The sequence below is a fragment of the Citrobacter portucalensis genome (assembly GCF_002042885.1).
Taxonomy (GTDB): Bacteria; Pseudomonadota; Gammaproteobacteria; order Enterobacterales; family Enterobacteriaceae; genus Citrobacter; species Citrobacter portucalensis.
In genome coordinates, this window is sequence record NZ_MVFY01000025.1 from 1 (window position 1) to 23,334 (window position 23,334).

The 23,334-nt window shown below is 53.6% G+C and carries 22 protein-coding genes; 4 read left to right on the forward strand and 18 right to left on the reverse strand.

Annotation, left to right across the window (positions count from 1 at the left end; genetic code table 11):
- Positions 1 to 444 precede the first annotated feature (444 nt).
- The gene (gene purL / locus BZK40_RS22790; protein ID WP_079935355.1) at positions 445 to 4,332 is read right to left on the reverse strand and encodes a phosphoribosylformylglycinamidine synthase; all 3,888 of its coding nucleotides are present in this window, start codon (positions 4,330 to 4,332) and stop codon (positions 445 to 447) included.
- A 257-nt stretch (positions 4,333 to 4,589) separates the two neighbouring features.
- Here purL and mltF point away from each other — a divergent pair, with 257 nt between their 5' ends.
- The gene (gene mltF, locus BZK40_RS22800) at positions 4,590 to 6,140 is read left to right on the forward strand and encodes a membrane-bound lytic murein transglycosylase MltF (protein ID WP_008785489.1); all 1,551 of its coding nucleotides are present in this window, start codon (positions 4,590 to 4,592) and stop codon (positions 6,138 to 6,140) included.
- A 40-nt stretch (positions 6,141 to 6,180) separates the two neighbouring features.
- Here mltF and tadA read toward each other — a convergent pair whose 3' ends face one another.
- The 4 genes from tadA to murQ are packed head-to-tail and all read right to left on the reverse strand — an operon-like array spanning position 6,181 to position 9,652.
- On the reverse strand, positions 6,181 to 6,717 hold the full coding sequence (gene tadA / locus BZK40_RS22805; protein WP_071941323.1) for a tRNA adenosine(34) deaminase TadA: 537 nt from the start codon (positions 6,715 to 6,717) through the stop codon (positions 6,181 to 6,183).
- A 28-nt stretch (positions 6,718 to 6,745) separates the two neighbouring features.
- Positions 6,746 to 7,381 carry a phosphatidylglycerophosphatase C gene (gene yfhb / locus BZK40_RS22810; protein ID WP_048234700.1) on the reverse strand — a complete coding sequence of 212 codons (636 nt, stop codon included), beginning with the start codon at positions 7,379 to 7,381 and terminating at the stop codon, positions 6,746 to 6,748.
- A 3-nt stretch (positions 7,382 to 7,384) separates the two neighbouring features.
- Positions 7,385 to 8,749, reverse strand: a complete 1,365-nt coding sequence (locus tag BZK40_RS22815; protein WP_008785492.1) for a PTS transporter subunit EIIC — start codon at positions 8,747 to 8,749, stop codon at positions 7,385 to 7,387.
- A 9-nt stretch (positions 8,750 to 8,758) separates the two neighbouring features.
- Entirely contained in the window at positions 8,759 to 9,652 is an 894-nt protein-coding gene (gene murQ, locus BZK40_RS22820) for an N-acetylmuramic acid 6-phosphate etherase (protein WP_079935356.1), read from the reverse strand.
- A gap of 117 nt (positions 9,653 to 9,769) precedes the next feature.
- Between murQ and BZK40_RS22825 the strand changes: the two genes are divergently transcribed.
- Both BZK40_RS22825 and BZK40_RS22830 read left to right on the forward strand, forming a co-directional pair.
- Positions 9,770 to 10,618, forward strand: a complete 849-nt coding sequence (locus tag BZK40_RS22825) for a MurR/RpiR family transcriptional regulator (RefSeq protein WP_032944256.1) — start codon at positions 9,770 to 9,772, stop codon at positions 10,616 to 10,618.
- 55 nt (positions 10,619 to 10,673) lie between these two features.
- Entirely contained in the window at positions 10,674 to 10,934 is a 261-nt protein-coding gene (locus BZK40_RS22830; RefSeq protein ID WP_003037590.1) for a YfhL family 4Fe-4S dicluster ferredoxin, read from the forward strand.
- 106 nt (positions 10,935 to 11,040) lie between these two features.
- Here the strand turns inward: BZK40_RS22830 and acpS are convergent, their stop codons facing one another.
- The 12 genes from acpS to rseD form a co-directional block, all read right to left on the reverse strand.
- Positions 11,041 to 11,421, reverse strand: a complete 381-nt coding sequence (acpS, locus tag BZK40_RS22835) for a holo-ACP synthase (protein WP_003037588.1) — start codon at positions 11,419 to 11,421, stop codon at positions 11,041 to 11,043.
- Positions 11,421 to 12,152, reverse strand: coding sequence for a pyridoxine 5'-phosphate synthase (pdxJ, locus tag BZK40_RS22840; protein ID WP_008785494.1), 732 nt, complete (start codon positions 12,150 to 12,152; stop codon positions 11,421 to 11,423). The genes acpS and pdxJ overlap by 1 nt, the downstream gene beginning before the upstream one ends.
- Positions 12,153 to 12,167: 15 nt before the next feature.
- A complete protein-coding gene (gene recO / locus BZK40_RS22845; protein ID WP_079935357.1) occupies positions 12,168 to 12,878 on the reverse strand; it encodes a DNA repair protein RecO in 711 nt (236 codons plus the stop codon).
- 27 nt (positions 12,879 to 12,905) lie between these two features.
- Positions 12,906 to 13,811, reverse strand: a complete 906-nt coding sequence (gene era, locus BZK40_RS22850) for a GTPase Era (RefSeq protein WP_003037581.1) — start codon at positions 13,809 to 13,811, stop codon at positions 12,906 to 12,908.
- Positions 13,808 to 14,488: a ribonuclease III gene (rnc, locus tag BZK40_RS22855; protein ID WP_003037579.1), complete on the reverse strand. Its 681-nt coding sequence runs from the start codon at positions 14,486 to 14,488 to the stop codon at positions 13,808 to 13,810. The genes era and rnc overlap by 4 nt, the downstream gene beginning before the upstream one ends.
- A gap of 269 nt (positions 14,489 to 14,757) precedes the next feature.
- Positions 14,758 to 15,732 carry a signal peptidase I gene (gene lepB / locus BZK40_RS22865; RefSeq protein ID WP_003835329.1) on the reverse strand — a complete coding sequence of 325 codons (975 nt, stop codon included), beginning with the start codon at positions 15,730 to 15,732 and terminating at the stop codon, positions 14,758 to 14,760.
- A 15-nt stretch (positions 15,733 to 15,747) separates the two neighbouring features.
- Positions 15,748 to 17,547: a translation elongation factor 4 gene (gene lepA, locus BZK40_RS22870; protein WP_003037577.1), complete on the reverse strand. Its 1,800-nt coding sequence runs from the start codon at positions 17,545 to 17,547 to the stop codon at positions 15,748 to 15,750.
- 270 nt (positions 17,548 to 17,817) lie between these two features.
- On the reverse strand, positions 17,818 to 18,282 hold the full coding sequence (gene rseC / locus BZK40_RS22875; protein ID WP_048225094.1) for a SoxR-reducing system protein RseC: 465 nt from the start codon (positions 18,280 to 18,282) through the stop codon (positions 17,818 to 17,820).
- Positions 18,279 to 19,235, reverse strand: coding sequence for a sigma-E factor regulatory protein RseB (gene rseB, locus BZK40_RS22880; RefSeq protein WP_003835334.1), 957 nt, complete (start codon positions 19,233 to 19,235; stop codon positions 18,279 to 18,281). The genes rseC and rseB overlap by 4 nt, the downstream gene beginning before the upstream one ends.
- Complete coding sequence (gene rseA, locus BZK40_RS22885; protein ID WP_008785497.1) at positions 19,235 to 19,885, reverse strand: anti-sigma-E factor RseA; 651 nt, start codon at positions 19,883 to 19,885, stop codon at positions 19,235 to 19,237. Before rseA ends, rseB begins: the two co-directional genes overlap by 1 nt.
- A 31-nt stretch (positions 19,886 to 19,916) precedes the next feature.
- Positions 19,917 to 20,492, reverse strand: a complete 576-nt coding sequence (rpoE, locus tag BZK40_RS22890) for an RNA polymerase sigma factor RpoE (RefSeq protein WP_003037573.1) — start codon at positions 20,490 to 20,492, stop codon at positions 19,917 to 19,919.
- Complete coding sequence (rseD, locus tag BZK40_RS24565; RefSeq protein ID WP_122973798.1) at positions 20,489 to 20,653, reverse strand: rpoE leader peptide RseD; 165 nt, start codon at positions 20,651 to 20,653, stop codon at positions 20,489 to 20,491. The genes rpoE and rseD overlap by 4 nt, the downstream gene beginning before the upstream one ends.
- Before the next feature lie 263 nt (positions 20,654 to 20,916).
- Between rseD and nadB the strand changes: the two genes are divergently transcribed.
- Positions 20,917 to 22,539, forward strand: coding sequence for an L-aspartate oxidase (nadB, locus tag BZK40_RS22900; protein WP_079935358.1), 1,623 nt, complete (start codon positions 20,917 to 20,919; stop codon positions 22,537 to 22,539).
- Here nadB and trmN read toward each other — a convergent pair.
- Positions 22,524 to 23,261, reverse strand: a complete 738-nt coding sequence (trmN, locus tag BZK40_RS22905) for a tRNA(1)(Val) (adenine(37)-N(6))-methyltransferase TrmN (RefSeq protein ID WP_079935359.1) — start codon at positions 23,259 to 23,261, stop codon at positions 22,524 to 22,526. The genes nadB and trmN overlap by 16 nt on opposite strands.
- Positions 23,262 to 23,334: the final 73 nt, after the last annotated feature.

Consider the following 23,334-nt stretch of genomic DNA (forward strand, 5'->3'; position numbering starts at 1 on the left):
TCCCGAAGGGGCTGACATAAGAAGGTTAATGAGCCACTTGTTAATATTATGCAGCATCTGTGCCAATATTCAAAACACTTTATTAACACAATGATAAGTATGAAAAATATTATTATTTTCACAAATAACAATTCTGGCTGTTTTTTGTTCTCCCTGTCGCCAATCAGCAACACTTGCAGCACTTAAAAACAAATTACTATTAAATCAAATAATTAAACGTCTCTTTTTGACGACACCGCAACCCTGTCCATGTCGGCATTTCCCGACACTTTACTTTTAGGTGCAAGCGCTGAGTTTATTGCCGGATGGCGGCGTGAACGCCTTATCCGGCCTACAACCGCATTTTCCCTGTAGGCCTGATAAGCGTAGCGTCATCAGGCGGGTTTCATCCGGCAGACAAAAAAAAGCCCCTCGCGAAGAGGGGCTTGATGACTATTGAGCGAATTAACCGAGCTGTTTACGCGCGTTGCGGAAAATACGCATCCACGGGCTATCCTCGCCCCAGTTTTCCGGGTGCCAGGAGTTGCTCACGGTACGGAACACACGTTCCGGGTGCGGCATCATAATGGTGACGCGACCATTTTCAGTGGTCACTGCAGTAATACCGTTCGGCGAACCGTTCGGGTTAGCCGGATAGGTCTCGGTCACCTTACCGAAGTTATCAACGTAGCGCAGCGCCACCAGACCTTTGCTCTCAAGCTGAGCCAGATGCGCACCGTCACGCACTTCGACACGACCTTCACCGTGAGAAACGGCAATCGGCATCATCGAACCCACCATATCGGCAAGCAGCAAAGACGGGCTTTGCGTCACTTCGACCAGGCTGAAGCGGGCTTCAAAGCGGTCGGAGTGGTTACGCACAAAGCGCGGCCACAGGTCGCTTCCTGGGATCAGCTCACGCAGGTTAGACATCATCTGACAACCGTTACACACGCCGAGTGCCAGCGTTTGCGGGCGATGGAAGAAGGTTTCGAACTCATCACGGACGCGGTTGTTGAACAGAATCGACTTCGCCCAACCTTCACCAGCGCCAAGCACATCGCCATAAGAGAAGCCGCCGCAGGCCACCAGTGCCTGGAAGTTACCCAGGCCGATACGTCCGCCCAGCAGGTCGCTCATGTGCACATCGATGGCGTCAAAACCCGCACGGTGGAAGGCAGCTGCCATTTCAACGTGGGAGTTCACACCCTGCTCGCGCAGTACGGCCACTTTGGGACGCGCACCGGTGGCGATGTACGGAGCGGCAACATCTTCGTTGATATCAAACGACAGTTTAACGTTGAGACCAGGGTCCGCATCGTTGGTTTTAGCATCGTGTTCCTGATCGGCGCATTCCGGGTTGTCACGCAGGCGCTGCATCTGCCAGGTGGTTTCCGCCCACCACATACGCAGGGTAGTACGGCTTTCGCTAAACACCGGCTGGCCGTTAGCGGTCAGGGTGAAGCGGTCACCTTCAACGGCTTTACCGAGGAAGTGTACGCAGTCTGCCAGGCCGTGAGTAGCCAGAATCGCTTCCACCGCCTCACGCTCAGCAGCACGAACCTGAATCACCGCACCCAGTTCTTCGTTAAACAGCGCCGCCAGACGATCTTCACCCAGAGAGTGGATATCAGCGTCAATACCGCAGTGACCGGCGAAGGCCATTTCCGCCAGCGTAACCAGCAGACCGCCGTCAGAACGGTCATGGTAGGCCAGCAGCTTACGCGCAGCGACCAGCGCCTGAATCGCATCGTAGAAGCCTTTCAGTTGCTCAACGTTACGCACGTCGGCAGGCTTATCGCCCAGTTGACGGTAAACCTGCGCCAGCGACGTAGCGCCCAGCGCATTGTGACCAAGACCGAGGTCAATCAGCAGCAGGGCGTTGTCTTCAGTAGACAGCTGTGGGGTAATGGTGTGGCGCACATCTTCTACGCGGGCAAAGGCGGTGATCACCAGCGACAGCGGCGAGGTCATTTCACGCTGCTCGTTACCTTCCTGCCAGCGGGTTTTCATCGACATAGAGTCTTTGCCCACTGGAATGGTCAGGCCGAGCGCCGGGCATAGCTCTTCCCCAACGGCTTTTACTGCTTCGTACAGGCCAGCATCTTCACCAGGGTGACCCGCAGCCGCCATCCAGTTTGCCGACAGCTTAATACGTTTGATGTCGCCAATCTGCGTTGCCGCAATGTTGGTCAGCGCTTCACCGACCGCCAGACGCGCAGAGGCAGAGAAGTCCAATAGCGCAACCGGCGCGCGCTCGCCGATAGACATCGCTTCGCCGTAGTAGCTATCGAGGCTTGCGGTAGTGACCGCGCAGTTGGCGACCGGGATCTGCCATGGACCAACCATCTGGTCACGCGCCACCATGCCGGTAACGGTACGGTCACCGATGGTCACGAGGAACGTTTTCTCCGCGACAGTCGGCAGATGCAGCACGCGGTTAACCGCATCTGCAATCGAGATTTCACCACGATTCAGGGCATCGCCTTTGGCTTTCAGCGTCTGCACATCGCGGGTCATTTTCGGTGTTTTACCCAGCAGCACATCAAGAGGCATGTCGATCGGCTGGTTGTCGAAGTGGCTGTCGCTCAAGGTCAGATGCTGTTCTTCGGTAGCTTCACCAATCACCGCATACGGCGCGCGCTCACGCTTACACAGTTCATCAAACAGCGGCAATTGATCGGCAGCAACCGCCAGCACGTAGCGTTCCTGGGATTCGTTACACCAGATTTCCAGCGGGCTCATGCCCGGCTCGTCGCTAAGAATATCGCGCAGTTGGAACTTACCGCCGCGCCCACCATCGCTTACCAGCTCCGGCATAGCGTTAGACAGTCCACCCGCGCCAACGTCATGGATAAACAGAATCGGGTTCGCATCACCCATCTGCCAGCAACGGTCGATAACTTCCTGGCAACGACGTTCCATTTCCGGGTTGTCACGCTGTACGGAAGCGAAATCAAGATCGGCATCAGACTGGCCGGAAGCCATAGAGGAAGCAGCCCCGCCGCCAAGGCCAATGTTCATTGCCGGGCCGCCGAGGACGATAAGCTTAGCGCCAACGACGATCTCGCCCTTCTGCACGTGATCGGCACGGATGTTACCGATCCCGCCTGCCAGCATGATCGGTTTATGGTAACCGCGCAGCTCTTCGCCGTTATGGCTGTTGACCTTTTCTTCATAGGTACGGAAGTAGCCGGTCAGCGCCGGACGACCAAATTCGTTGTTAAACGCCGCGCCGCCCAGCGGGCCTTCGGTCATGATATCAAGCGCGGTAACAATACGGTCCGGCTTACCGAAGTCTTCTTCCCACGGCTGTTCAAAGCCAGGAATACGCAGGTTGGAAACGGAGAAACCCACCAGCCCGGCTTTCGGTTTTGCACCGCGACCTGTTGCGCCCTCGTCGCGGATTTCGCCGCCGGAGCCGGTTGCCGCGCCCGGCCATGGAGAGATGGCGGTTGGGTGGTTATGGGTTTCTACCTTCATCAGGATGTGGGCTGGCTCCTGATGGAAATCGTAGCGGCCGGTTTTGTGATCGGCAAAATAGCGGCCCACTTCAGAGCCTTCCATTACCGCAGCGTTGTCTTTATAGGCAGACAGCACGTGGTCCGGCGTGGTTTCGAAGGTATTCTTGATCATCTTGAACAGCGACTTAGGCTGCTGTTTACCATCGATAACCCAGTCGGCGTTAAAAATCTTGTGACGGCAGTGCTCAGAATTGGCCTGCGCAAACATGTACAGTTCAATATCGTTCGGGTTACGTCCCAGTTTGGTGAACGCATCCTGCAGATAGTCAATTTCGTCTTCCGCAAGCGCCAGACCCAGACGCAGGTTAGCGTCGATCAGCGCCTGACGTCCCTCACCCAGTAGATCAACGCTGGAGACCGGCGCCGGTTGGTGATGGGCAAACAGTTTTTCGGCATCGTTCAGCGAAGAGAAAACCGTTTCCATCATGCGGTCGTGCAGTTCGTCGGCCACCATCTGCCATTGCTCAGCGGTCAGCGTAGAGGCTTCTACATACCAGGCAATGCCACGTTCCAGGCGGCTAATCTGGTGCAGACCGCAGTTGCGGGCAATATCAGTCGCTTTAGAAGACCACGGGGAGATGGTGCCAGGGCGAGGCGTAACCAGCAGCAGTTTGCCTTCCGGAGCGTGGCTTTGCAGAGCAGGACCATATTCCAGCAGGCGTGCAAGCTGCGCGTGCTCATCTTCATTTAACGGTGCATTCAGATCGGCAAAATGGACGTACTCGGCGTAAATGTTGTGGACCTGGAGGTTGGCAGCCTGAAAACGTGCCAGCAGTTTGTTAATACGGAATGCAGACAGTGCAGGTGAACCACGCAGAATTTCCATCATAAGTCTCTCGTCTTCTAAGCTTTCGGTGTGCCCAAGTGGGGGAAACGGGCGTCATTATAAAGAATCTACCGCGCCGACGAAACCGTTTGCGTCGAAATAAAATCACGACCGTCACTTATCATCAAATGCGGTCAGATTTCTGAATAAGTTGCCAACTGACGCAAGTTTAAGCAAAATGCCGTTCATTAATGACGACTTCACTTCTTAATCAACACCACAGCAGACAGAGACAACGTACGGTTCAGAGAATTAACTAATTGAAAAAATTAAAGATTAATTATCTGTTCATCGGCATATTGACGCTGTTGTTGGCAGCGGCCCTTTGGCCATCTATTCCCTGGTTCGGTAAAGCCGAAAATCGTATCGCCGCCATTCAGTCGCGGGGAGAGCTGCGCGTCAGTACCATTGATTCACCATTAACTTACGCGACCCTCAACGGCAAAAAATTCGGTCTGGATTATGAACTGGCCCAGGAATTTGCCGACTACTTAGGCGTGAAGTTAAAAGTTACCGTACGCCAGAACATCAGCCAGCTTTTTGACGACCTGGATAACGGCAATGCCGACCTGTTAGCCGCAGGCCTGGTCTATAACAGCGAGCGGGTTAAAAATTACCAGCCCGGCCCGACCTATTATTCGGTTTCACAACAGCTGGTGTACCGGGTTGGGCAATACCGTCCGCGCACGCTTGCCACGGTGAACGAAAACCAACTGACTATCGCCCCGGGGCACGTGGTGGTTAATGACCTCCAGCAGCTAAAAGAGAAAAAATTTCCCGATCTGAGCTGGAAAGTCGATGACAAAAAGGGCACCACCGAACTGCTTGATGATGTAATCGCCGGAAAGCTGGATTACACCATTGCCGATTCTGTTGCCATCAGCTTATATCAACGCGTGCATCCTGAGCTGGCCGTAGCGCTCGACGTCTCTGACGAACAACCGGTGACATGGTTTAGTCGGCTGGACGATGACAACACGCTGTCTGCCGCCCTACTGGATTTCTTCAACACCATGAATGAAGACGGTTCTCTGGCACGGCTGGAAGAGAAATATCTCGGGCATGGCGATGATTTTGACTATGTCGATACCCGCTCCTTTTTACGTGCCGTAGACAGCGTGTTGCCGGACCTCAAGCCGCTGTTTGAGAAATATGCGCAAGAGATAGACTGGAGACTACTGGCCGCTATCTCATATCAGGAATCACACTGGGACGCGCAGGCCACCTCTCCAACCGGCGTACGCGGGCTGATGATGTTGACTAAAAATACCGCTCAGAGTCTCGGGCTGACCGACCGTACCGATGCCGAACAGAGTATCAGCGGCGGGGCGCGATACTTGCAGGATATGATGAGTAAAGTACCGGATACCGTCCCCGAAGGAGAACGCATCTGGTTTGCCCTTGCAGCCTATAACATGGGTTATGCGCACATGCTGGATGCGCGGGCGCTGACGGTGAAAACCAAAGGCAATCCGAACAGTTGGTCCGACGTAAAACAGCGATTACCGCTGCTCAGCCAAAAACCGTATTATAACAAGTTGACCTATGGCTATGCGCGCGGCCACGAAGCTTACGCCTATGTGGAAAATATCCGTAAGTACCAAATTAGCTTGGTGGGATATCTGCAAGAGAAAGAAAAACAGGCGCTAGAAACGCAGCAACTGGCGCAGGATTACCCGACGGTGACGCCCGCAGAACTATTAGGTAAAGAGAAATTCCCGCTTTCGGCGTTTCTGTCTCAAACGTCGTCAAACTACCTGACGCACTCCCCTTCCCTGCTGTTTTCACCGCATAAAAAAGAGGAGAAGTAGTCTTGTACGTCTGATAAGCGCACTGCCATCAGGCTGAGAGTTACTGATTAGCGGATTTTTTCAGGGCTTTGATTTCCTGCCGGCGCATGCGGAAGAAATCACTTAGCAACGTGGCACATTCATCCCGCAGTACCCCCTCTGTCACTTCAACCCGATGATTCATTCCAGGGTGATGCAGTACATCCATTAATGACCCGGCAGCGCCCGTTTTCGCATCGCGCGCGCCAAAAACGACCCGACCGATACGGCTGTGCACCATCGCGCCCGCGCACATCACGCACGGCTCCAGAGTGACGTACAGGGTGGCATCTAACAGACGGTAGTTTTGCAGCACCAGGCCGCCCTGACGCAGCGCCATAATCTCAGCGTGGGCAGTCGGATCATGATGTCCAATAGGGCGGTTCCAGCCTTCGCCAATCACTCGGTTATGATGTACCAATACCGCACCCACCGGGACTTCACGCTCATCCCAGGCGCGCTTAGCCAGCGTTAAAGCATGACGCATCCAGTATTCGTGGCTAAATTCAACATCTGACAAAGGGGTAACTCCAGTAATCAAAGCGGGCGCATTATACACGTCATACTTCAAATTGCATGTGCGTTAGCTATTCGAGTTGCTGAAGCTCTCCGCGCGGCGTGACGCGCCAGCGATGCTGGCAAAAAGAGAGCAGCGGATTGTCCTGATTACTGTCACTATAACCACTGTAAAGCTGTAGCGGCGCGCCAATGTGGCGTTCCAGTTGTGTCACTTTCTCATGGCCCAGACAGCGCAAAGTCAGTACCCAACCGCCGTATCCCCGTGCCATTTTGCTGGCGATCAGATTGACTCGCGGTAGCCATGGAGTATCAAAGTAAACCTGCTCGACCAGTGACTGCGGAGAGCCGGTAATAAGCCAGATATCAGCGTCAGAACTTAACAGATAGGTTGTCAGCCGCTGCTGCACGAGCGGAAACGCCGTCACGTTACTGCGAAACCAGCGCACAAAGTCGGCCTGATGCGCTTTCAGACGCGCCTCACTGCGGCCAAAAGTGCATCCCCATAACAGCAGGCTCATTGGCCAGCGGGCGGCACGTCCTTTTATCAGCAACGCCAGCGCAATCACCGGTAATAGAGGCAGCACAAGCAACGCATTCAGCGGCTGGCGACGCAGCAGATAACGAATAAAACTACCGAACATATCCTGCTGGTGTAACGTGCCATCCAAATCAAAAAAGACAACGCGGCGCTGGTGATTGGTCAAACCTTATTCCTCTGGATCAGTGAATCCCAATAGCCAGGTAAACAGGAACCCGGCGATAACTGCTACCAGATAGCCTAACAGATAGAACATCACTTTTCCGGCAACAATCGTCAGTGCCAGCGGTAACCCGGAGATGCCAAAGGTGATGACCGTCGCCACCTTCCAGTAGCTAATCAGCGCCCCACCTACCGCGCCGCCAAGACAGGCACCGATAAACGGCTTACCCAACGGCAGCGTTACGCCAAAAATCAGCGGCTCGCCAATCCCCAGCAGTCCGACCGGTAGCGCCCCTTTGATCACTTTCTTTAGCCGCGCATTACGAGTTTTCATCAGAACCGCGATCGCAGCACCTATTTGCCCAACGCCCGCCATCGCCAGGATCGGAAAAAGCGCGTTATAACCGTGTGCCTGAACCAGCTCAACGTGGATGGGCACCAATCCCTGATGAAGTCCGGTGAGCACCAACGGCAGAAAGGTACCTGCCAGCACGGCACCGACCAGAAAACCGCCGCGATCGATAGCCCAGGATGCGCCGTGAGCGATAGATTCAGAAATCCATCCGCCAAGCGGTTGCAGCGCCACAATCGCGATTACGCCGGTAATGATGGTGGTTAGCAGCGGGTTAAGGATAAGCTCCAGTGATTCCGGCAACAGCGTGCGGAATTTACGTTCGATCCAGCACATCAGCGCAACCACCAGCAATACCGCAATAACCCCACCGCGCCCCGGCTGCAACGCTTCGCCAAACAGGGTAATTTGCGCCAGCTGAGGGCTGGAAAGGATCCCCGCCATCACCCCGCCCATTGCCAGGGAGCCACCGAAAACTTTGGCGGTATTCACCCCGACCAGAATATTCATAATGGCAAACACGGCGCTGCCAAATATGCCCATCAACCCCAGCATATTTGGATAGTGGGTCGCAAAATCCCCCACGATATCCGGGCGCTTAAGGATGTTAATAATCCCGGTAATCAAACCGGAGGCGATAAACGCCGGAATAAGAGGGATAAAGACGTTCGCCAGCTTGCGCAGCGCATCGCTCATCGGCGCTTTGTACTTCGCTTTGGCCTCTGACTTGGTGCGCTCAATATCATTGGCACCTGCTCGCTCGCCGCCATCGGCAATCAGGGAACGCATGGCATCCACCACTTTGGCAGCTTTACCGGGGCCGACAATAATCTGGTGCTGTGCGCCCTGCTTCACGTAGCCGCTAACGCCGGGCAGTTGCCTGAGGCGGGGAATATCGATCTGCCCGTCATCCTGAACTTCCACCCTGACACGGGTCATACAGTTTTCCAGACGCAGAATATTGTTCTCTCCGCCAACGCCCAGCAGGATGTCGCTGGCCAGCAACGCCGTCTTATCCATATACACCTCTTAGTGTTCTAACGCCGCGCGTAAAAAACCCTGGTGAGCGGCAAGCTTTTCGCGGGCGGCAGCGGCATCCAGACCGGTGAGCGCCATTAAAATAGCTGGCTTAACATCATAATCCGTCTGCTTCAGCAGCGTTTCAGCTTGAGCCCGCGCAATACCGGTGGCTTCAACTACCATACGGCACGCCCGATCGACCAGTTTGACGTTGGTTGCCTGCATATCCACCATCAGGTTCTGGTACACCTTGCCAAATTTCACCATCGCGCCGGTGGAGATCATATTGAGCACCAGCTTTTGCGCGGTGCCGGATTTCAGTCGTGTTGACCCGGTCAGCGCCTCAGGCCCCACTACCGGAGAAATGGCAATATCCGCTTCATGCGCGATAGGGGAATCCGGATTGCAAGAAATAGCCGCCGTTGTACAGCCCACCGAACGCGCATATTTCAACCCGCCAATTACATACGGCGTACGACCAGAAGCTGCCAGCCCCACCACCAGATCCTGTGCGGTAAGATTGAGCGCGCGCAGATCGTCTTCGCCTAGCTGCGGGTTATCTTCTGCGCCTTCTACTGCCTTCAGCAAAGCGCCCGGTCCCCCGGCAATCAGCCCAACCACCAGACCGTGTGGGACGCCGAAGGTCGGTGGGCATTCAGACGCGTCCAGCACCCCAAGACGCCCGCTGGTACCTGCTCCCATGTAAATAATGCGTCCACCGGCTTTTAGCGCGTCAGCTGCCGCATCAACCGCGCGTGCAACTTCATGAAGAGTTGCTTTTACTGCTTCAGCTACCAGCGTATCCTGTTGATTAAAACGATGAACCAACTCCAGAGTGGAGAGCGCATCCAGATCCATGGTCTGAGGATTACGGGTTTCTGAAACTAACGCACCGAGATTCATTTTTTGTTCCTTAGGAATTTTTAATTCATAATAATCTGTCATAATGGAATATTATATTCACTAAGGCGAGTGATATTTTGTTTTGTAATCGCCATCACATTTTCGCCAGGAGAAAGCATGAACTGTTTAATTCGCATTCGTCAGCGTTATCCGGATCTCGCGCAAAGCGATAAAAAACTTGCGGATTATCTTCTTGCTCAGCCGGATACTGCGCGTCATCTCAGTTCACAACAGCTGGCCTTTGAAGCGGGCGTCAGCCAGTCCAGCGTGGTGAAATTCGCGCAAAAGATGGGCTTTAAAGGATTCCCGGCACTCAAACTGGCGATTAGCGAAGCATTGGCCAGCAATCCTAATCCCCATTCCATTCCGGTACATAATCAGATTCGCGGTGACGACCCGATGCGAATGGTAGGCGAGAAACTGATTAAAGAGAACGTGGCGGCGATGCATGCAACGCTGGACGTCAACAGCGAAGAGAAACTGATGGAGAGCGTCACGATGCTGCGTTCAGCCCGCCGCATTATCGTGACCGGGATTGGCGCATCGGGTCTGGTGGCACAAAATTTTGCCTGGAAGCTGCTGAAGATTGGTTTTAACGCGGTGGTGGAACGCGATATGCACGCCCTACTGGCGACGGTGCAGGCGCTTTCGCCTAACGATCTACTGCTGGCCATTTCGTATACCGGAGAGCGTCGCGAACTCAACCTGGCTGCGGATGAAACGTTGCGCACCGGCGCGAAAATCCTCGCCATCACCGGATTTACACCGAACGCCCTGCAGCAACGGGCAAGTCATTGTCTGTACACCATTGCCGAAGAGCAGGCCACGCGCAGCGCAGCGATTTCCTCCACCCATGCGCAAATGATGCTCACTGATTTACTGTTTATGGCGCTGGTACAGCAGGATCTGGAGCATGCCCCGGAACGTATTCGCCACAGTGAGGCACTGGTAAAAAAACTGGTCTGAGCAAAGAATGCGCGTATAATGCCCGCCCGATTTGTGATGTTTTGAGAGTTTCCTGATGGCCCTGTTAATCACTAAAAAGTGTATCAATTGCGATATGTGCGAGCCCGAATGCCCGAATGAGGCGATTTCGATGGGTGATAGCATTTACGAGATTAACAGCGACAAGTGTACGGAATGCGTAGGCCATTACGACACGCCAACCTGCCAGAAGGTGTGCCCGATCCCCAATACTATTTTGAAAGATCCGGCGCATGTCGAAACAGAAGAGCAGCTGTGGGATAAGTTTGTGCTGATGCACCACGCCGATAAACTTTAGCCGCGTCGCCATCTGGCGATGAAACCCCTACCCTGCCCCTGCAACAAACGCATAACCCGTAGGCCGGATAAGACGCTACGCGTCGCCATCCGGCATCGTCCTGAATCTAACTTTCGATAATCACCGTGGCGCAGGCGTAGTGACGCTCATCGGCCAGCGTCACATGCATGTGCGCAACGCCGAGTTTTTCCGCCAGTTTTAACGCCTCTCCCCATAATCGCAAACGCGGCTTACCAAGTTCGTCGTTAAAGACTTCAAACTGATTAAATGCCAGCCCATTGCGAATACCCGTGCCAAAGGCTTTTGCTGCCGCCTCTTTGACTGCAAAACGCTTCGCCAGAAAACGCACCGGCTGCTGATGCGTTTCCCAGATTGCCCATTCGTTGTCGCTGAGCACACGTCTTGCCAGGCGGTCGCCGGAACGGGAGATCACCGCTTCGATGCGGGCAATCTCCACGATATCCGTACCTAATCCCAGAATCGCCATTAGCCACGCGCTTCCAGCATCAGGCGCTTCATTTCGACTACGGCCTCTTTCAGGCCGCTCATCACCGCACGTCCAATAATGGCATGGCCAATGTTCAGCTCGTGCATTTCCGGGATCCGCGCGATAGCTTTAACGTTGTGATACGTCAGACCGTGACCCGCATTCACCTTCAGGCCAAGACTTGCAGCATAGGTTGCCGCTTTGGCGATACGCGCCAGTTCGCTGGCCTGTTCTGCGTCGGTTTTCGCATCGGCGTAACAGCCGGTGTGAATCTCAATAAACGGTGCGCCAACTTCCGCAGCGGCCTTAATCTGTTCTTCATCGGCATCGATAAACAGCGAAACCAGAATGCCTGCGTCCGCCAGCCGTTTGCAGGCATCGCGCATCTTGTCACGCTGACCGGCGACGTCCAGCCCACCTTCAGTGGTAACTTCCTGACGTTTTTCCGGCACCAGGCAGCAAAAATGCGGCTTAGTCTCAACGGCAATCGACAGCATCTCTTCGGTGACTGCCATTTCCAGATTCATGCGCGTATCCAGCGTCTGGCGCAAAATACGTACGTCACGGTCGGTGATATGACGACGGTCTTCACGCAGGTGTACGGTAATACCGTCCGCGCCCGCCTGTTCAACGATAAACGCTGCCTGAACCGGGTCCGGATATGCGGTACCGCGTGCATTACGTAAAGTGGCAATGTGGTCAATGTTGACGCCTAACAGTAATTCGGCCATGACAATCCTCGTTTTTTATTTTCGCTTCGGCATAAACTGCCGGAATAATTCGCGGCTCTTTAAGGGCTTACCACCAAGATACGGCTTTAACGCCATGCGGGTAAAGCGTTTCGCGGCGCGAAGCGTATCAGCATCCGGAAATTCCCGCGATTCGAGTGCTTTCAGATGGCGTCCGGTAAAGGTGGCGTTATCAATCACTACGCTTGCGATAAACCCTTTTTCTTCCCTGTAGCGATAGGTCATGGTGTCGTCTACCGGCTCGCCGCTGCCCGCACAGTGGGCAAAATCGACGCCATACCCCAGATGACCAAGTAAGGCTAGCTCAAAGCGACGCAACGCAGGTTCTGGCGAACCCGTCGCGCCAGCCAGCGCCTGAATGCAGTTCAGGTAATCGAAAAAGAGTGCAGAAAAACGGGTTTCGTATTCGAGTACGCGCGATATAAGCTCGTTAATATACAAGCCGCTGTACAGCGTGATTCCGCTAAGGGGGAGTGCCAGAGAAACGGCTTCGGCGCTGCGCAAGGTTTTGACCTCGCCACGTCCACCAAAGCGAAGCAACAACGGGGTAAAAGGCTGGAGTGCGCCTTTAAGATTGGAGCGTTTGGAACGTGCGCCTTTAGCCACAAGGCGCACGCGACCCGACTCTTCCGTGAAGACGTCCAGCACGAGACTGGTTTCGCTCCAGGGGCGACTATGCAGGACAAAAGCGCGTTGCCATCCTTCCATATACTCGCCGTGTTTCAGAGGATGTGTTTAGACGTCGTCGCCGTAACCGAGGCTACGCAGCGCGCGTTCGTCATCGGCCCAGCCGGATTTCACTTTCACCCACAGTTCCAGGTGAACGGGCGCTTCGAACATCTCCTGCATGTCTTTACGCGCTTCGATGCCGATGGTTTTAATCTTGGCCCCTTTGTTGCCAATAACCATCTTCTTCTGCCCTTCACGTTCAACGAGGATCAGACCGTTGATATCGTAGCCACCGCGCTCGTTAGAGATAAAACGCTCAATCTCCACGGTAACGGAGTACGGCAGTTCAGCACCCAGAAAACGCATCAGCTTTTCACGGATGATTTCAGAGGCCATAAAGCGCTGAGAACGGTCGGTGATGTAATCTTCCGGGAAGTGATGAATAGCTTCAGGCAAATGCTTACGCACGATGCCCGCAACGGTATCGACATTCAAGCCGGTTTCGGCAGAAATCGGTACGATATCAAGGAAGTTCATCTGGCTTGCCAGGAACTGCAGGTGCGGCAGCAGATCGGCTTTTTCCTGAACGTTGTCGACTTTGTTGACGGCCAGAATAACCGGGGCTTTGCCATCACGCAGCTTGTTGAGCACCATTTCGTCGTCCGGCGTCCAGCGGGTGCCTTCGACAACGAAAATAACCAGTTCAACATCACCGATCGAGCTGCTCGCCGCTTTGTTCATCAGGCGGTTAATAGCCCGTTTTTCTTCCATATGCAGACCCGGGGTATCAACATAAATCGCCTGATACGCGCCTTCGGTATGGATGCCAACAATACGGTGACGTGTTGTCTGAGCCTTACGTGAGGTAATAGAAATCTTCTGCCCAAGCAGATTATTCAACAGGGTGGATTTGCCGACGTTCGGGCGACCGACGATAGCAATAAATCCGCAGTAAGTTTTCTCTTCGCTCATTCCAGCTCCAGTTTTTTCAACGCCTGTTCGGCGGCAGCCTGCTCAGCCTTACGACGGCTCGAACCTGTGCCAACCACCGGTTCACTCAGGCCGCTGACCTGGCAGTGGATAGTAAATTCTTGATCGTGTGCTTCACCACGGACCTGTACAACCAAATAAGACGGCAGAGGCAGGTGGCGGCCCTGCAAATATTCCTGCAGGCGCGTTTTCGGATCTTTTTGTTTGTCGCCTGGGCTAATTTCATCCAGACGAGTTTGATACCAGTTCAGGATCAATTGCTCAACGGTTTGAATATCGCTGTCGAGGAAGACGCCGCCGATCAAAGCTTCAACGGTATCCGCCAGGATTGATTCACGACGGAAGCCGCCGCTTTTCAGCTCACCTGGCCCCAAACGTAAACATTCACCGAGGTCAAACTCACGGGCTAATTCAGCCAGCGTATTGCCGCGAACCAGCGTCGCGCGCATGCGGCTCATATCGCCTTCATCCACACGCGGGAAACGGTGATACAGCGCATTAGCGATAACAAAGCTCAAAATAGAGTCGCCTAAAAATTCTAAACGCTCGTTATGTTTGCTGCTGGCGCTCCGGTGAGTTAATGCCTGCTGCAACAGCTCCTGATGATTAAAAGTGTAGCCCAGCTTCCGTTGAAGCCGATTAATTACGATGGGGTTCATGCGATACCAATAAATGAATGCGTCAACAATTCAGCACACGAAACAGACCTGATATACGCATTTCGCTGAGCCATCCGGCTTCGCCTGCATGCTTTTGTATACAAACCAACGCTGTTTCGTGTGCCGTGGCAACCTGTCGGTGCCAACCTAAAACTTCGGGGGAATATTCTATACACAACGACAAGGGATGTCGTTAGTCTGCGGGAATTTATCCGAGAAATAATTCACGCTGCCGCCGTAATGACGACAACGTGAACGATTATCGGTGATTAGTGAATGCCACCAATACGGCTTAAACGCACACCGGTCGGCCATTCACCTTCTTGCTTATCGAAACTCATCCAGATAGCGGTCGCTTTACCAACCAGATTCGCTTCCGGTACAAATCCCCAGTAACGGCTGTCCGCGCTGTTATCACGGTTATCACCCATCATGAAGTAGTGTCCCGGCGGAACGATCCAGGTTGCCAACGGCTGACCAGGTTGACGGTAATACATCCCCACCTGATCCTGCGCAATCGGCACGGTCAGAATGCGGTGCGTAACCTCACCCAGCGTTTCTTTACGCTCAGAAAGGCGAATACCGTTCTCTTTCGTTTCGTTCAGCGGAACTTCAAAGAAGCCGCTGGTCGCTTCACCGCCGTTACGACGAGCAAAGGTCTGTACAAAATCACTTGGCTGAACATCAGAGTACGTTACCGGCAGCGCGTTTTCACACGCCTGACCGGAACGGCATCCTGGCTGAATAGTCACCTCTTTCGCCACTGGATCGTACGTTACTTTGTCTCCCGGTAAACCGACAGCACGTTTAATGTAGTCCAGACGCGGATCTTCCGGGTATTTAAACACCACGATATCACCGCGTTTCGGATGACCGGTTTCGATCAACGTTTTCTGGTAAATCGGATCTTTAATCCCGTAGGCGAATTTCTCCACCAGGATAAAGTCACCGATAAGCAGCGTCGGCATCATCGAACCTGACGGGATCTGGAATGGTTCATAGATAAATGAACGCACCACCAGCACAATCGCCAGTACCGGGAAAACGGACGCCCCGGTTTCCAGCCAGCCTGGCTTAGGTGCCACTTTTTTCAGCGTAGCTTTATCCAGTGAATCACCTGCAGCAGCTTGCGCTGCTGCCTGACGCTCCCGGCGCTTTGGCGCGAAGATGAATTTATCTACGCACCATAAAATGCCCGTCACCAGTGTGGCAATCACCAGAATCAGGGCAAACATGTTCGCCATGCCAACTCCTTAAGATTATTTGCTGTCTTTACCGACATGCAGAATGGCGAGGAACGCTTCCTGCGGCAGTTCGACGTTACCGATCTGCTTCATGCGCTTTTTACCCTCTTTCTGTTTTTGCAGCAGCTTTTTCTTACGGCTGATATCGCCACCGTAGCATTTCGCCAGAACGTTTTTACGCAGCTGCTTAACCGTTGAACGCGCGATGATGTGCGTACCAATGGCCGCCTGGATCGCGATATCAAACTGCTGGCGAGGGATCAGATCTTTCATCTTCTCAACCAGTTCACGGCCACGGCTCTGGGAGTTGTCGCGGTGGGTAATCAGCGCCAGCGCATCGACACGTTCGTTGTTGATAAGGACATCAACACGCACCATGTCAGACGCCTGGAAGCGTTTGAAGTTATAGTCCAGCGACGCGTAGCCGCGAGAGGTCGACTTCAGACGGTCGAAGAAATCGAGTACGACTTCCGCCATTGGAATCTCATACGTCAGCGCCACCTGGTTACCGTGGTAAACCATGTTGGTCTGGACGCCACGCTTCTCGATACACAGGGTGATGACGTTGCCAAGGTAAGCCTGCGGCAGCAGCATGTGACACTCAGCGATCGGCTCACGCAGTTCGTAGATGTTGTTCAGCGGCGGCAGCTTGGACGGGCTATCGACGTAGATAGTCTCCTTCGCCGTGGTTTCGACTTCGTAGACTACGGTCGGCGCGGTGGTGATCAGATCCAGATCGTATTCACGCTCCAGACGTTCCTGAATGATCTCCATGTGCAGCAGACCAAGGAAGCCACAACGGAAGCCGAAGCCCAGCGCGGTAGAGCTTTCCGGTTCGTAGAACAGGGAGGCGTCGTTCAGGCTCAGCTTGCCAAGCGCGTCACGGAAGTTTTCGTAGTCGTCAGAGCTCACCGGGAACAGACCGGCGTAAACCTGCGGCTTCACTTTTTTAAAGCCAGGCAGCGGTTTGTCTGCCGGGTTACGCGCCTGTGTCAGGGTATCACCAACCGGTGCGCCGAGGATGTCTTTAATCGCACAAACCAACCAACCTACCTCGCCGCATTTCAGCTCGGTACGGTCAACCTGTTTTGGCGTGAAGATGCCCAGACGGTCAGCGTTATAGACCTGACCGGTGCTCATTACTTTAATTTTGTCGCCTTTACGCATGGTGCCGTTTTTAATACGCACCAGTGACACCACGCCAAGGTAGTTATCGAACCAGGAGTCGATGATCAGCGCCTGCAATGGGCCTTCCGGATCGCCTTCCGGCGGCGGAATGTCGCGTACCAGACGTTCAAGAACGTCAGTGACGCCAACGCCGGTTTTCGCCGAGCAGCGAACGGCATCTGTCGCATCGATACCGACGATATCTTCGATCTCTTCCGCTACGCGTTCAGGATCGGCGGCTGGCAGGTCAATTTTATTCAGTACCGGTACTACCTCCAGATCCATTTCCATGGCGGTATAGCAGTTAGCCAGGGTCTGCGCTTCTACGCCCTGTCCGGCATCAACCACCAGCAATGCGCCTTCACAGGCAGCAAGCGAGCGGGAAACTTCATACGAGAAGTCAACGTGGCCCGGGGTGTCGATAAAGTTAAGCTGATAGGTTTCACCATCAGATGCTTTGAAATCGAGCGTCACGCTCTGCGCTTTGATAGTAATACCGCGCTCACGCTCAAGATCCATCGAGTCGAGAACCTGCGCTTCCATTTCACGGTCAGACAGGCCACCGCAGATCTGGATAATACGGTCAGACAGCGTCGATTTACCGTGGTCGATGTGAGCTATGATTGAAAAGTTACGTATGTTCTTCATATAGTGTAATTATTGTGCCTTACGCCCGCCGGAGCAGGCTCTGAGAAGTCGCTGATCTGAGCTTAACGTCTGTTTAAGTGAAACGCCGCATTCTACACTACAACGCTGAGGCGAGGAAACGTTCATAGAGCAAGGATAGCGGGAACTGGAAACAACCTTGCAAAGTCGGTGAAACTTTTGCCGGATGGCGGCATAAACGCCTTATCCGGCCTACGCCTGCATCTGAGCACGCTGTAGACCTGATAAGCGCAACGCCATCAGGCAAAGATATCACTGCTGGGTTTCGACGCGAATAAGATCGGGTGGGAGAGCAACGTTCAGAATGACCGGCTGCCAGGCTTCGCGCTCAGCAAGCTTACGAGAGTATCCACGAGCAATCAGGAATCCGCCCACGCCCCCCAGCACTGCGCCGCTTAATGCCGCAAGATCGGAACCAAACAGCACCTGGAACAGCGCCGCGAAAAGAAACAGTCCCGCCAACGGAGACATGTAGACCAGCATCGCCGATCCCAACAGGCTACCTTCGGCAATGCCCAGTTCAACTTTTTGACCAGGGGTCAAGGGTTCGTCGCAGGGCACCACGATAGTGTGTGTGGTCTGTGGTCCCAGTTTGTTCAGCACGCGGCTCCCGCATCCGGCCCGGGAAGCACAGCTGCTACATGATGCTTTAACATCGCAGCTGACCGTCGCCAGACCATTATGCCAGGAGACGACCGTCGCCCATTCTTTAATCATTGTGCTGCCCTGAACTTGATATTGTCCGCGATACGCTTCGCCGTTTGTGGTGGAAGCTCGCCCACAATCGTAATTTCCGCGTTATCACGCACGCTGGTGCTGACCGTTCTGCGGCCAGTACGCAGCAGTTGATCGGCGCTGTTCTGCGTCGCACGGTTTACGTTCACGGAGAAACTAAACAGGCCATCAGAATAAAGGCGTGATTCAATCGGCATGTTATCCATCGTCGGCAGCGGACGTCGACTGCTTGAGACCTCACTGAAACCTTGTGGCAACCACGACGGACTCCAGTTGAAGTTGGTTTTCTCGCCTGCAGGAACCGACAGCAACGGTGGTAAATTCGCTTTTGCTAACGTCTGCATGCTGTCGCTAACACCGTTATTCACGGTAAAGGAGATCACACGGAACTGTTCCAGCGTTTCGCCATCACGATCGAGGAGATCGACACGCATTGGCAGTTTGGTCTCCGTGTCCATCCAAACGATATAGCTGTAACGGGTGCCGTCACGCGCCACAACGCGGATCACTTCACAGAGCCGATCGGCAATACGGGTGCGGCCTACTGAGATAAAATCATAGTAGGGAGCAAGGCGTTTGAAATCGGTGTAAATCAGGGATGGCAGAGAGTCAACGATATAATCGCCGTTCAGCGTGAACGGTTCGAGACCAGGCTCAAAATAGCTAATTTCGTTGCCGCGTTGCACCACTTCCCGGCGCGGTCCATCCATTTGTAATAGTTGCGCGAGTGGACGGTTATCCTGGCGGGCATGACGATAACGTAGGGATTCAACACCCTGCTTATTGATGCTGACAAATGACAGCTCATAGGTTAGCGACTGGCTGGCCAGATTCATCTGCTGCAACAACGCCCCGGACGCAGGATTGGCCGAGGCGTTTACAGAGAAGAACAGGCTACCAGCCACAAGTGACATGGCAAACCAAAGTTGCTTCATTACTGCGATTGCGTTCCTAAAGTTTGAATTCCTGGCACCTGCACAGCGGCTTGCTGTGTTTGGGCCTGCTCAAACTGAAGCTGTTCAGAGTGCAGTCGACGTTGCAATTCGTAATCCTGCAACATGGCATTAATACGACGACGCTGCTCCTGTACCTGCTGTTGTTGACCGCCGCTGGCCGTCGCGTCAGAAGGTACACCCAAGCTAACCGGACTGGCTTTACCCATCATCGGTAATGTATTAAATACCGGTGTTTCGGGCTGCTGGGACGTTTCAGATTGCCCATTATAGTGCTGGACGCCAACGATAACTGCAAGTGATACGCACGCGGCCACACCCATTTGGGTAAGCTGCGCGGCCCACGGACGCATTTTCTTCCAGAATGGCATTTTCTGCCACTGGTGCGGTGCTGGCTGGGCCTCAGGAATCAATGGCGCCGTCTGGCGTACTGGCTCATCCTGGATGGCGGCCATTACGCGGGCGGAAATATCGAAATGGAGAACGTCGGCGGTATCACCTCGCATGGAATCGCGAATCAGGTGATAACTCTCCCAGGTTTTTTGCATTTCCGGGTCGTGAGTTAGCTCTTTGAGTAACTCAGTATCCAGCGTTTCGCCATCCATTAAAGCGGAAAGTTTCTCTTTCTGCATGCCTAATACCTTTTCCAGTATCCCGCTATCGTCAACGCCTGATAAGCGGTTGAACTTTATTATCAATAGCTTCCCTCGCTCGGAAGATACGTGAACGCACCGTACCTACCGGACAATCCATGATAGCGGCTATCTCTTCATAGCTCAGGCCATCCAGCTCCCGCAAGGTTATTGCCATGCGTAAATCTTCCGGGAGGGACTCAATAGTTCGGAAAACTATCTGTCTCAGTTCTTCTGACAACATTAAGTTCTCAGGGTTCGAAATTTCTTTCAGTGCTCCGCCACTTTCGTAATTTTCTGCTTCAATCGCATCAATATCACTGGAAGGTGGACGACGCCCCTGAGCGACCAGGTAATTCTTCGCTGTATTGACTGCAATACGATACAGCCAGGTATAAAAAGCGCTATCTCCCCGGAACGAGTCCAGCGCACGATAGGCTTTGATAAATGCTTCTTGTACTACATCGGGTACATCACCCGACGGTACATAGCGAGAAACCAGACTCGCCACCTTATGCTGATAGCGCACTACCAGTAGGTTGAAGGCTTTCTGATCTCCCTTCTGGACCCGTTCTACCAGGACCTGGTCCGTTAACTGCTCGCTCATCCGAGGTAAAGTCTCCCCAAACCAAATTTCCACGCGCTTTCGAAACGCCACTCCATCAGCTTCACTATGAGCAAGCAAATGCTTAGAGTGCTCAAGTTTCGTAAAGTTCCGTTACGCATTGTTTTTTGTTTGTCATGTTGTAGACAGGTCTTATCTCTCATTATAAGTCTACATAACCCGATCAACGCACTATCTGTACAGAAATGCCCATTTCACCGCTTGCAGAGTAACCCAACGGGCACTTTATTTCATCACATAATCTGATGCTAACGGCCTGCTTCACAAAATATTTATGCCTATTTCGCCCTCATCATGCTTTTCTTTCATGTTTAGTCATTGCAACACATTTAAAAATAAAACGTGCAGTATCGCGCAATGTGGTGCTATGGTGACCAAACACTGTTTAGTAAATTAAACAAACATCATGAATACGACTCCTGAATTATCCTGTGACGTGCTGATCATTGGCAGCGGAGCTGCCGGACTCTCACTGGCGCTGCGCCTGGCTGAAAAACATCAGGTTATTGTCCTGAGCAAAGGGCCGGTCAGCGAAGGCTCGACATTTTATGCCCAAGGGGGTATTGCCGCGGTTTTCGATGAAACCGACAGTATCGACTCCCACGTTGAAGATACGCTGATTGCCGGGGCCGGGCTGTGCGATCGCCATGCGGTTGAATTTGTCGCCAGCAATGCCCGCACCTGCGTTCAATGGCTTATCGATCAGGGCGTCTTATTTGATACACAGGTTCAGCCTAACGGCGAAGAGAGCTATCACCTGACCCGTGAAGGCGGTCACAGCCATCGACGCATCCTGCACGCTGCAGATGCTACCGGCAAAGAAGTCGAAACCACACTCGTCAGCCAGGCACAAAATCACCCCAATATCCGGGTTCTTGAGCGTAGCAACGCCGTCGACCTGATTGTCTCCGATAAAATCGGTCTGCCGGGAACGCGTCGGGTTGTTGGCGCATGGATCTGGAATCGTAATAAAGAAGCCGTCGAAACCTGCCATGCGAAGTCGGTAGTGTTGGCCACCGGCGGCGCGTCAAAGGTGTATCAATACACCACCAATCCGGATATTTCCTCGGGTGACGGAATTGCAATGGCCTGGCGCGCAGGATGCCGCGTCGCCAACCTGGAGTTTAACCAGTTTCACCCGACAGCGCTGTATCATCCGCAGGCGCGCAATTTTCTGCTGACCGAAGCGCTGCGCGGCGAAGGCGCGCACCTGAAGCGCCCGGACGGTTCACGCTTTATGCCCGATTTTGACGAACGTGGCGAACTGGCTCCCCGCGATATTGTCGCCCGCGCCATTGATCATGAAATGAAGCGCCTTGGTGCAGATTGCATGTTCCTCGATATCAGCCATAAGCCGGAAGAATTTGTTCGTCAGCATTTCCCGATGATTTATGAAAAGTTGCTGGGATTGGGCATTGATTTAACCAAAGAGCCGGTTCCCATCGTACCTGCCGCGCACTATACCTGCGGCGGTGTGATGGTGGATGACTTTGGCCGTACCGATGTCGACGGGCTGTATGCGATCGGCGAGGTGAGTTACACCGGCCTGCATGGTGCCAACCGGATGGCATCGAACTCATTGCTGGAGTGTCTGGTTTATGGCTGGTCCGCGGCTGAAGATATCGACAAGCGCATGCCTTATGCTCGCGGCGTTAGCACGCTCCCGGGCTGGGATGAAAGCCGGGTAGAAAATCCGGATGAGTTGGTTGTTATCCAGCATAACTGGCATGAGCTGCGGCTGTTTATGTGGGATTACGTCGGTATTGTGCGTACGACCAAGCGCCTGGAGCGCGCTCTGCGCCGTATCACCATGCTGCAACAGGAAATCGACGAGTATTACGCCCATTTCCGCGTGTCGAACAATTTGCTGGAACTGCGTAACCTGGTGCAGGTTGCCGAGTTGATTGTCCGCTGCGCAATGATGCGCAAAGAGAGTCGGGGCCTGCACTACACGCTGGATTACCCAGAGCAGCTTCCAGAAGCCGGCCCGTCCATTCTCTCGCCGCTAAGTCATCACATAAACAGGTAAAACGCCTGGGTCAGTGCCGTGTAACCTTCAGAGTAACGTTGGTCTGGCCCACGAATCACCAGCCTGTCGCTAAAGCACTCCCCGGCCTGCGGGGAGAATGCCAGCAATACCCGATGCGGTAGTCGGGCTTCCGTTTCTGCTACATCCGTACGTAATCGCAGATGCCAGCCCATACTTAATGCCTGCTGGGTAAACGCGTTCCCAATCTGTTCCGGCAGCACTACACAAAAAAAACCTTCTTCCGTAATGCTGTCCGCCGCCAGCGTAAGCAACGCCTGGTGATCGAGCGTGGTGGTATAGCGCGCCTGCTCGCGCTGCGGTGTAGCACATTCCACGCCCTGTTCATAATAGGGGGGGTTGCTGATTATCAAATCAAAACGCACGGTCTGACGCGGTATCCACTGCTGCGCATCTTCTGTATGAACACTCACGCGATGCATCCACGGAGATTGCGCGATGTTCTCCTGCGCCTGCTGCGCGGCATCGACATCAAGCTCCACGGCGTCAATGATGACGTTTTCATCAGTGCGCTGGGCCAACATCAGCGCCAACAGGCCACTCCCGGTACCAATATCCAGGATCCGCTTTACGCCCGCAACGGGGGCCCAGGCCCCCAATAAAATGCCGTCTGTTCCGACTTTCATTGCACAGCGATCGTGTGCCACAAAAAACTGCTTAAAAGTAAATCCATTACGTCTCAGTACGGATGTAGGCTGGGGCATGAAGAACAACCTTCCTGGAAAAAAAAACGATAACATAGGATAAAAACAATACCTGAGAAGGTATATCCATACA

Excerpts from the sequence above, each read along its gene's own strand:
- murQ (WP_079935356.1), bottom strand. The coding sequence starts at position 9,652 with ATGAATCTCGGTGCGTTAGTTTCAGAAACCCGTAATCCTCAGACCATG.
- pdxJ (WP_008785494.1), bottom strand. The coding sequence starts at position 12,152 with ATGGCCGAATTACTGTTAGGCGTCAACATTGACCACATTGCCACTTTA.
- era (WP_003037581.1), bottom strand. The coding sequence starts at position 13,811 with ATGAGCGAAGAGAAAACTTACTGCGGATTTATTGCTATCGTCGGTCGC.
- rseD (WP_122973798.1), bottom strand. The coding sequence starts at position 20,653 with ATGAGAGATAAGACCTGTCTACAACATGACAAACAAAAAACAATGCGT.
- rnc (WP_003037579.1), bottom strand. The coding sequence starts at position 14,488 with ATGAACCCCATCGTAATTAATCGGCTTCAACGGAAGCTGGGCTACACT.
- BZK40_RS22830 (WP_003037590.1), top strand. The coding sequence starts at position 10,674 with ATGGCCCTGTTAATCACTAAAAAGTGTATCAATTGCGATATGTGCGAG.
- lepA (WP_003037577.1), bottom strand. The coding sequence starts at position 17,547 with ATGAAGAACATACGTAACTTTTCAATCATAGCTCACATCGACCACGGT.
- rseB (WP_003835334.1), bottom strand. The coding sequence starts at position 19,235 with ATGAAGCAACTTTGGTTTGCCATGTCACTTGTGGCTGGTAGCCTGTTC.
- nadB (WP_079935358.1), top strand. The coding sequence starts at position 20,917 with ATGAATACGACTCCTGAATTATCCTGTGACGTGCTGATCATTGGCAGC.
- rseC (WP_048225094.1), bottom strand. The coding sequence starts at position 18,282 with ATGATTAAAGAATGGGCGACGGTCGTCTCCTGGCATAATGGTCTGGCG.
- purL (WP_079935355.1), bottom strand. The coding sequence starts at position 4,332 with ATGATGGAAATTCTGCGTGGTTCACCTGCACTGTCTGCATTCCGTATT.
- acpS (WP_003037588.1), bottom strand. The coding sequence starts at position 11,421 with ATGGCGATTCTGGGATTAGGTACGGATATCGTGGAGATTGCCCGCATC.
- trmN (WP_079935359.1), bottom strand. The coding sequence starts at position 23,261 with ATGCCCCAGCCTACATCCGTACTGAGACGTAATGGATTTACTTTTAAG.
- rpoE (WP_003037573.1), bottom strand. The coding sequence starts at position 20,492 with ATGAGCGAGCAGTTAACGGACCAGGTCCTGGTAGAACGGGTCCAGAAG.
- lepB (WP_003835329.1), bottom strand. The coding sequence starts at position 15,732 with ATGGCGAACATGTTTGCCCTGATTCTGGTGATTGCCACACTGGTGACG.
- recO (WP_079935357.1), bottom strand. The coding sequence starts at position 12,878 with ATGGAAGGATGGCAACGCGCTTTTGTCCTGCATAGTCGCCCCTGGAGC.
- rseA (WP_008785497.1), bottom strand. The coding sequence starts at position 19,885 with ATGCAGAAAGAGAAACTTTCCGCTTTAATGGATGGCGAAACGCTGGAT.
- BZK40_RS22815 (WP_008785492.1), bottom strand. The coding sequence starts at position 8,749 with ATGGATAAGACGGCGTTGCTGGCCAGCGACATCCTGCTGGGCGTTGGC.
- BZK40_RS22825 (WP_032944256.1), top strand. The coding sequence starts at position 9,770 with ATGAACTGTTTAATTCGCATTCGTCAGCGTTATCCGGATCTCGCGCAA.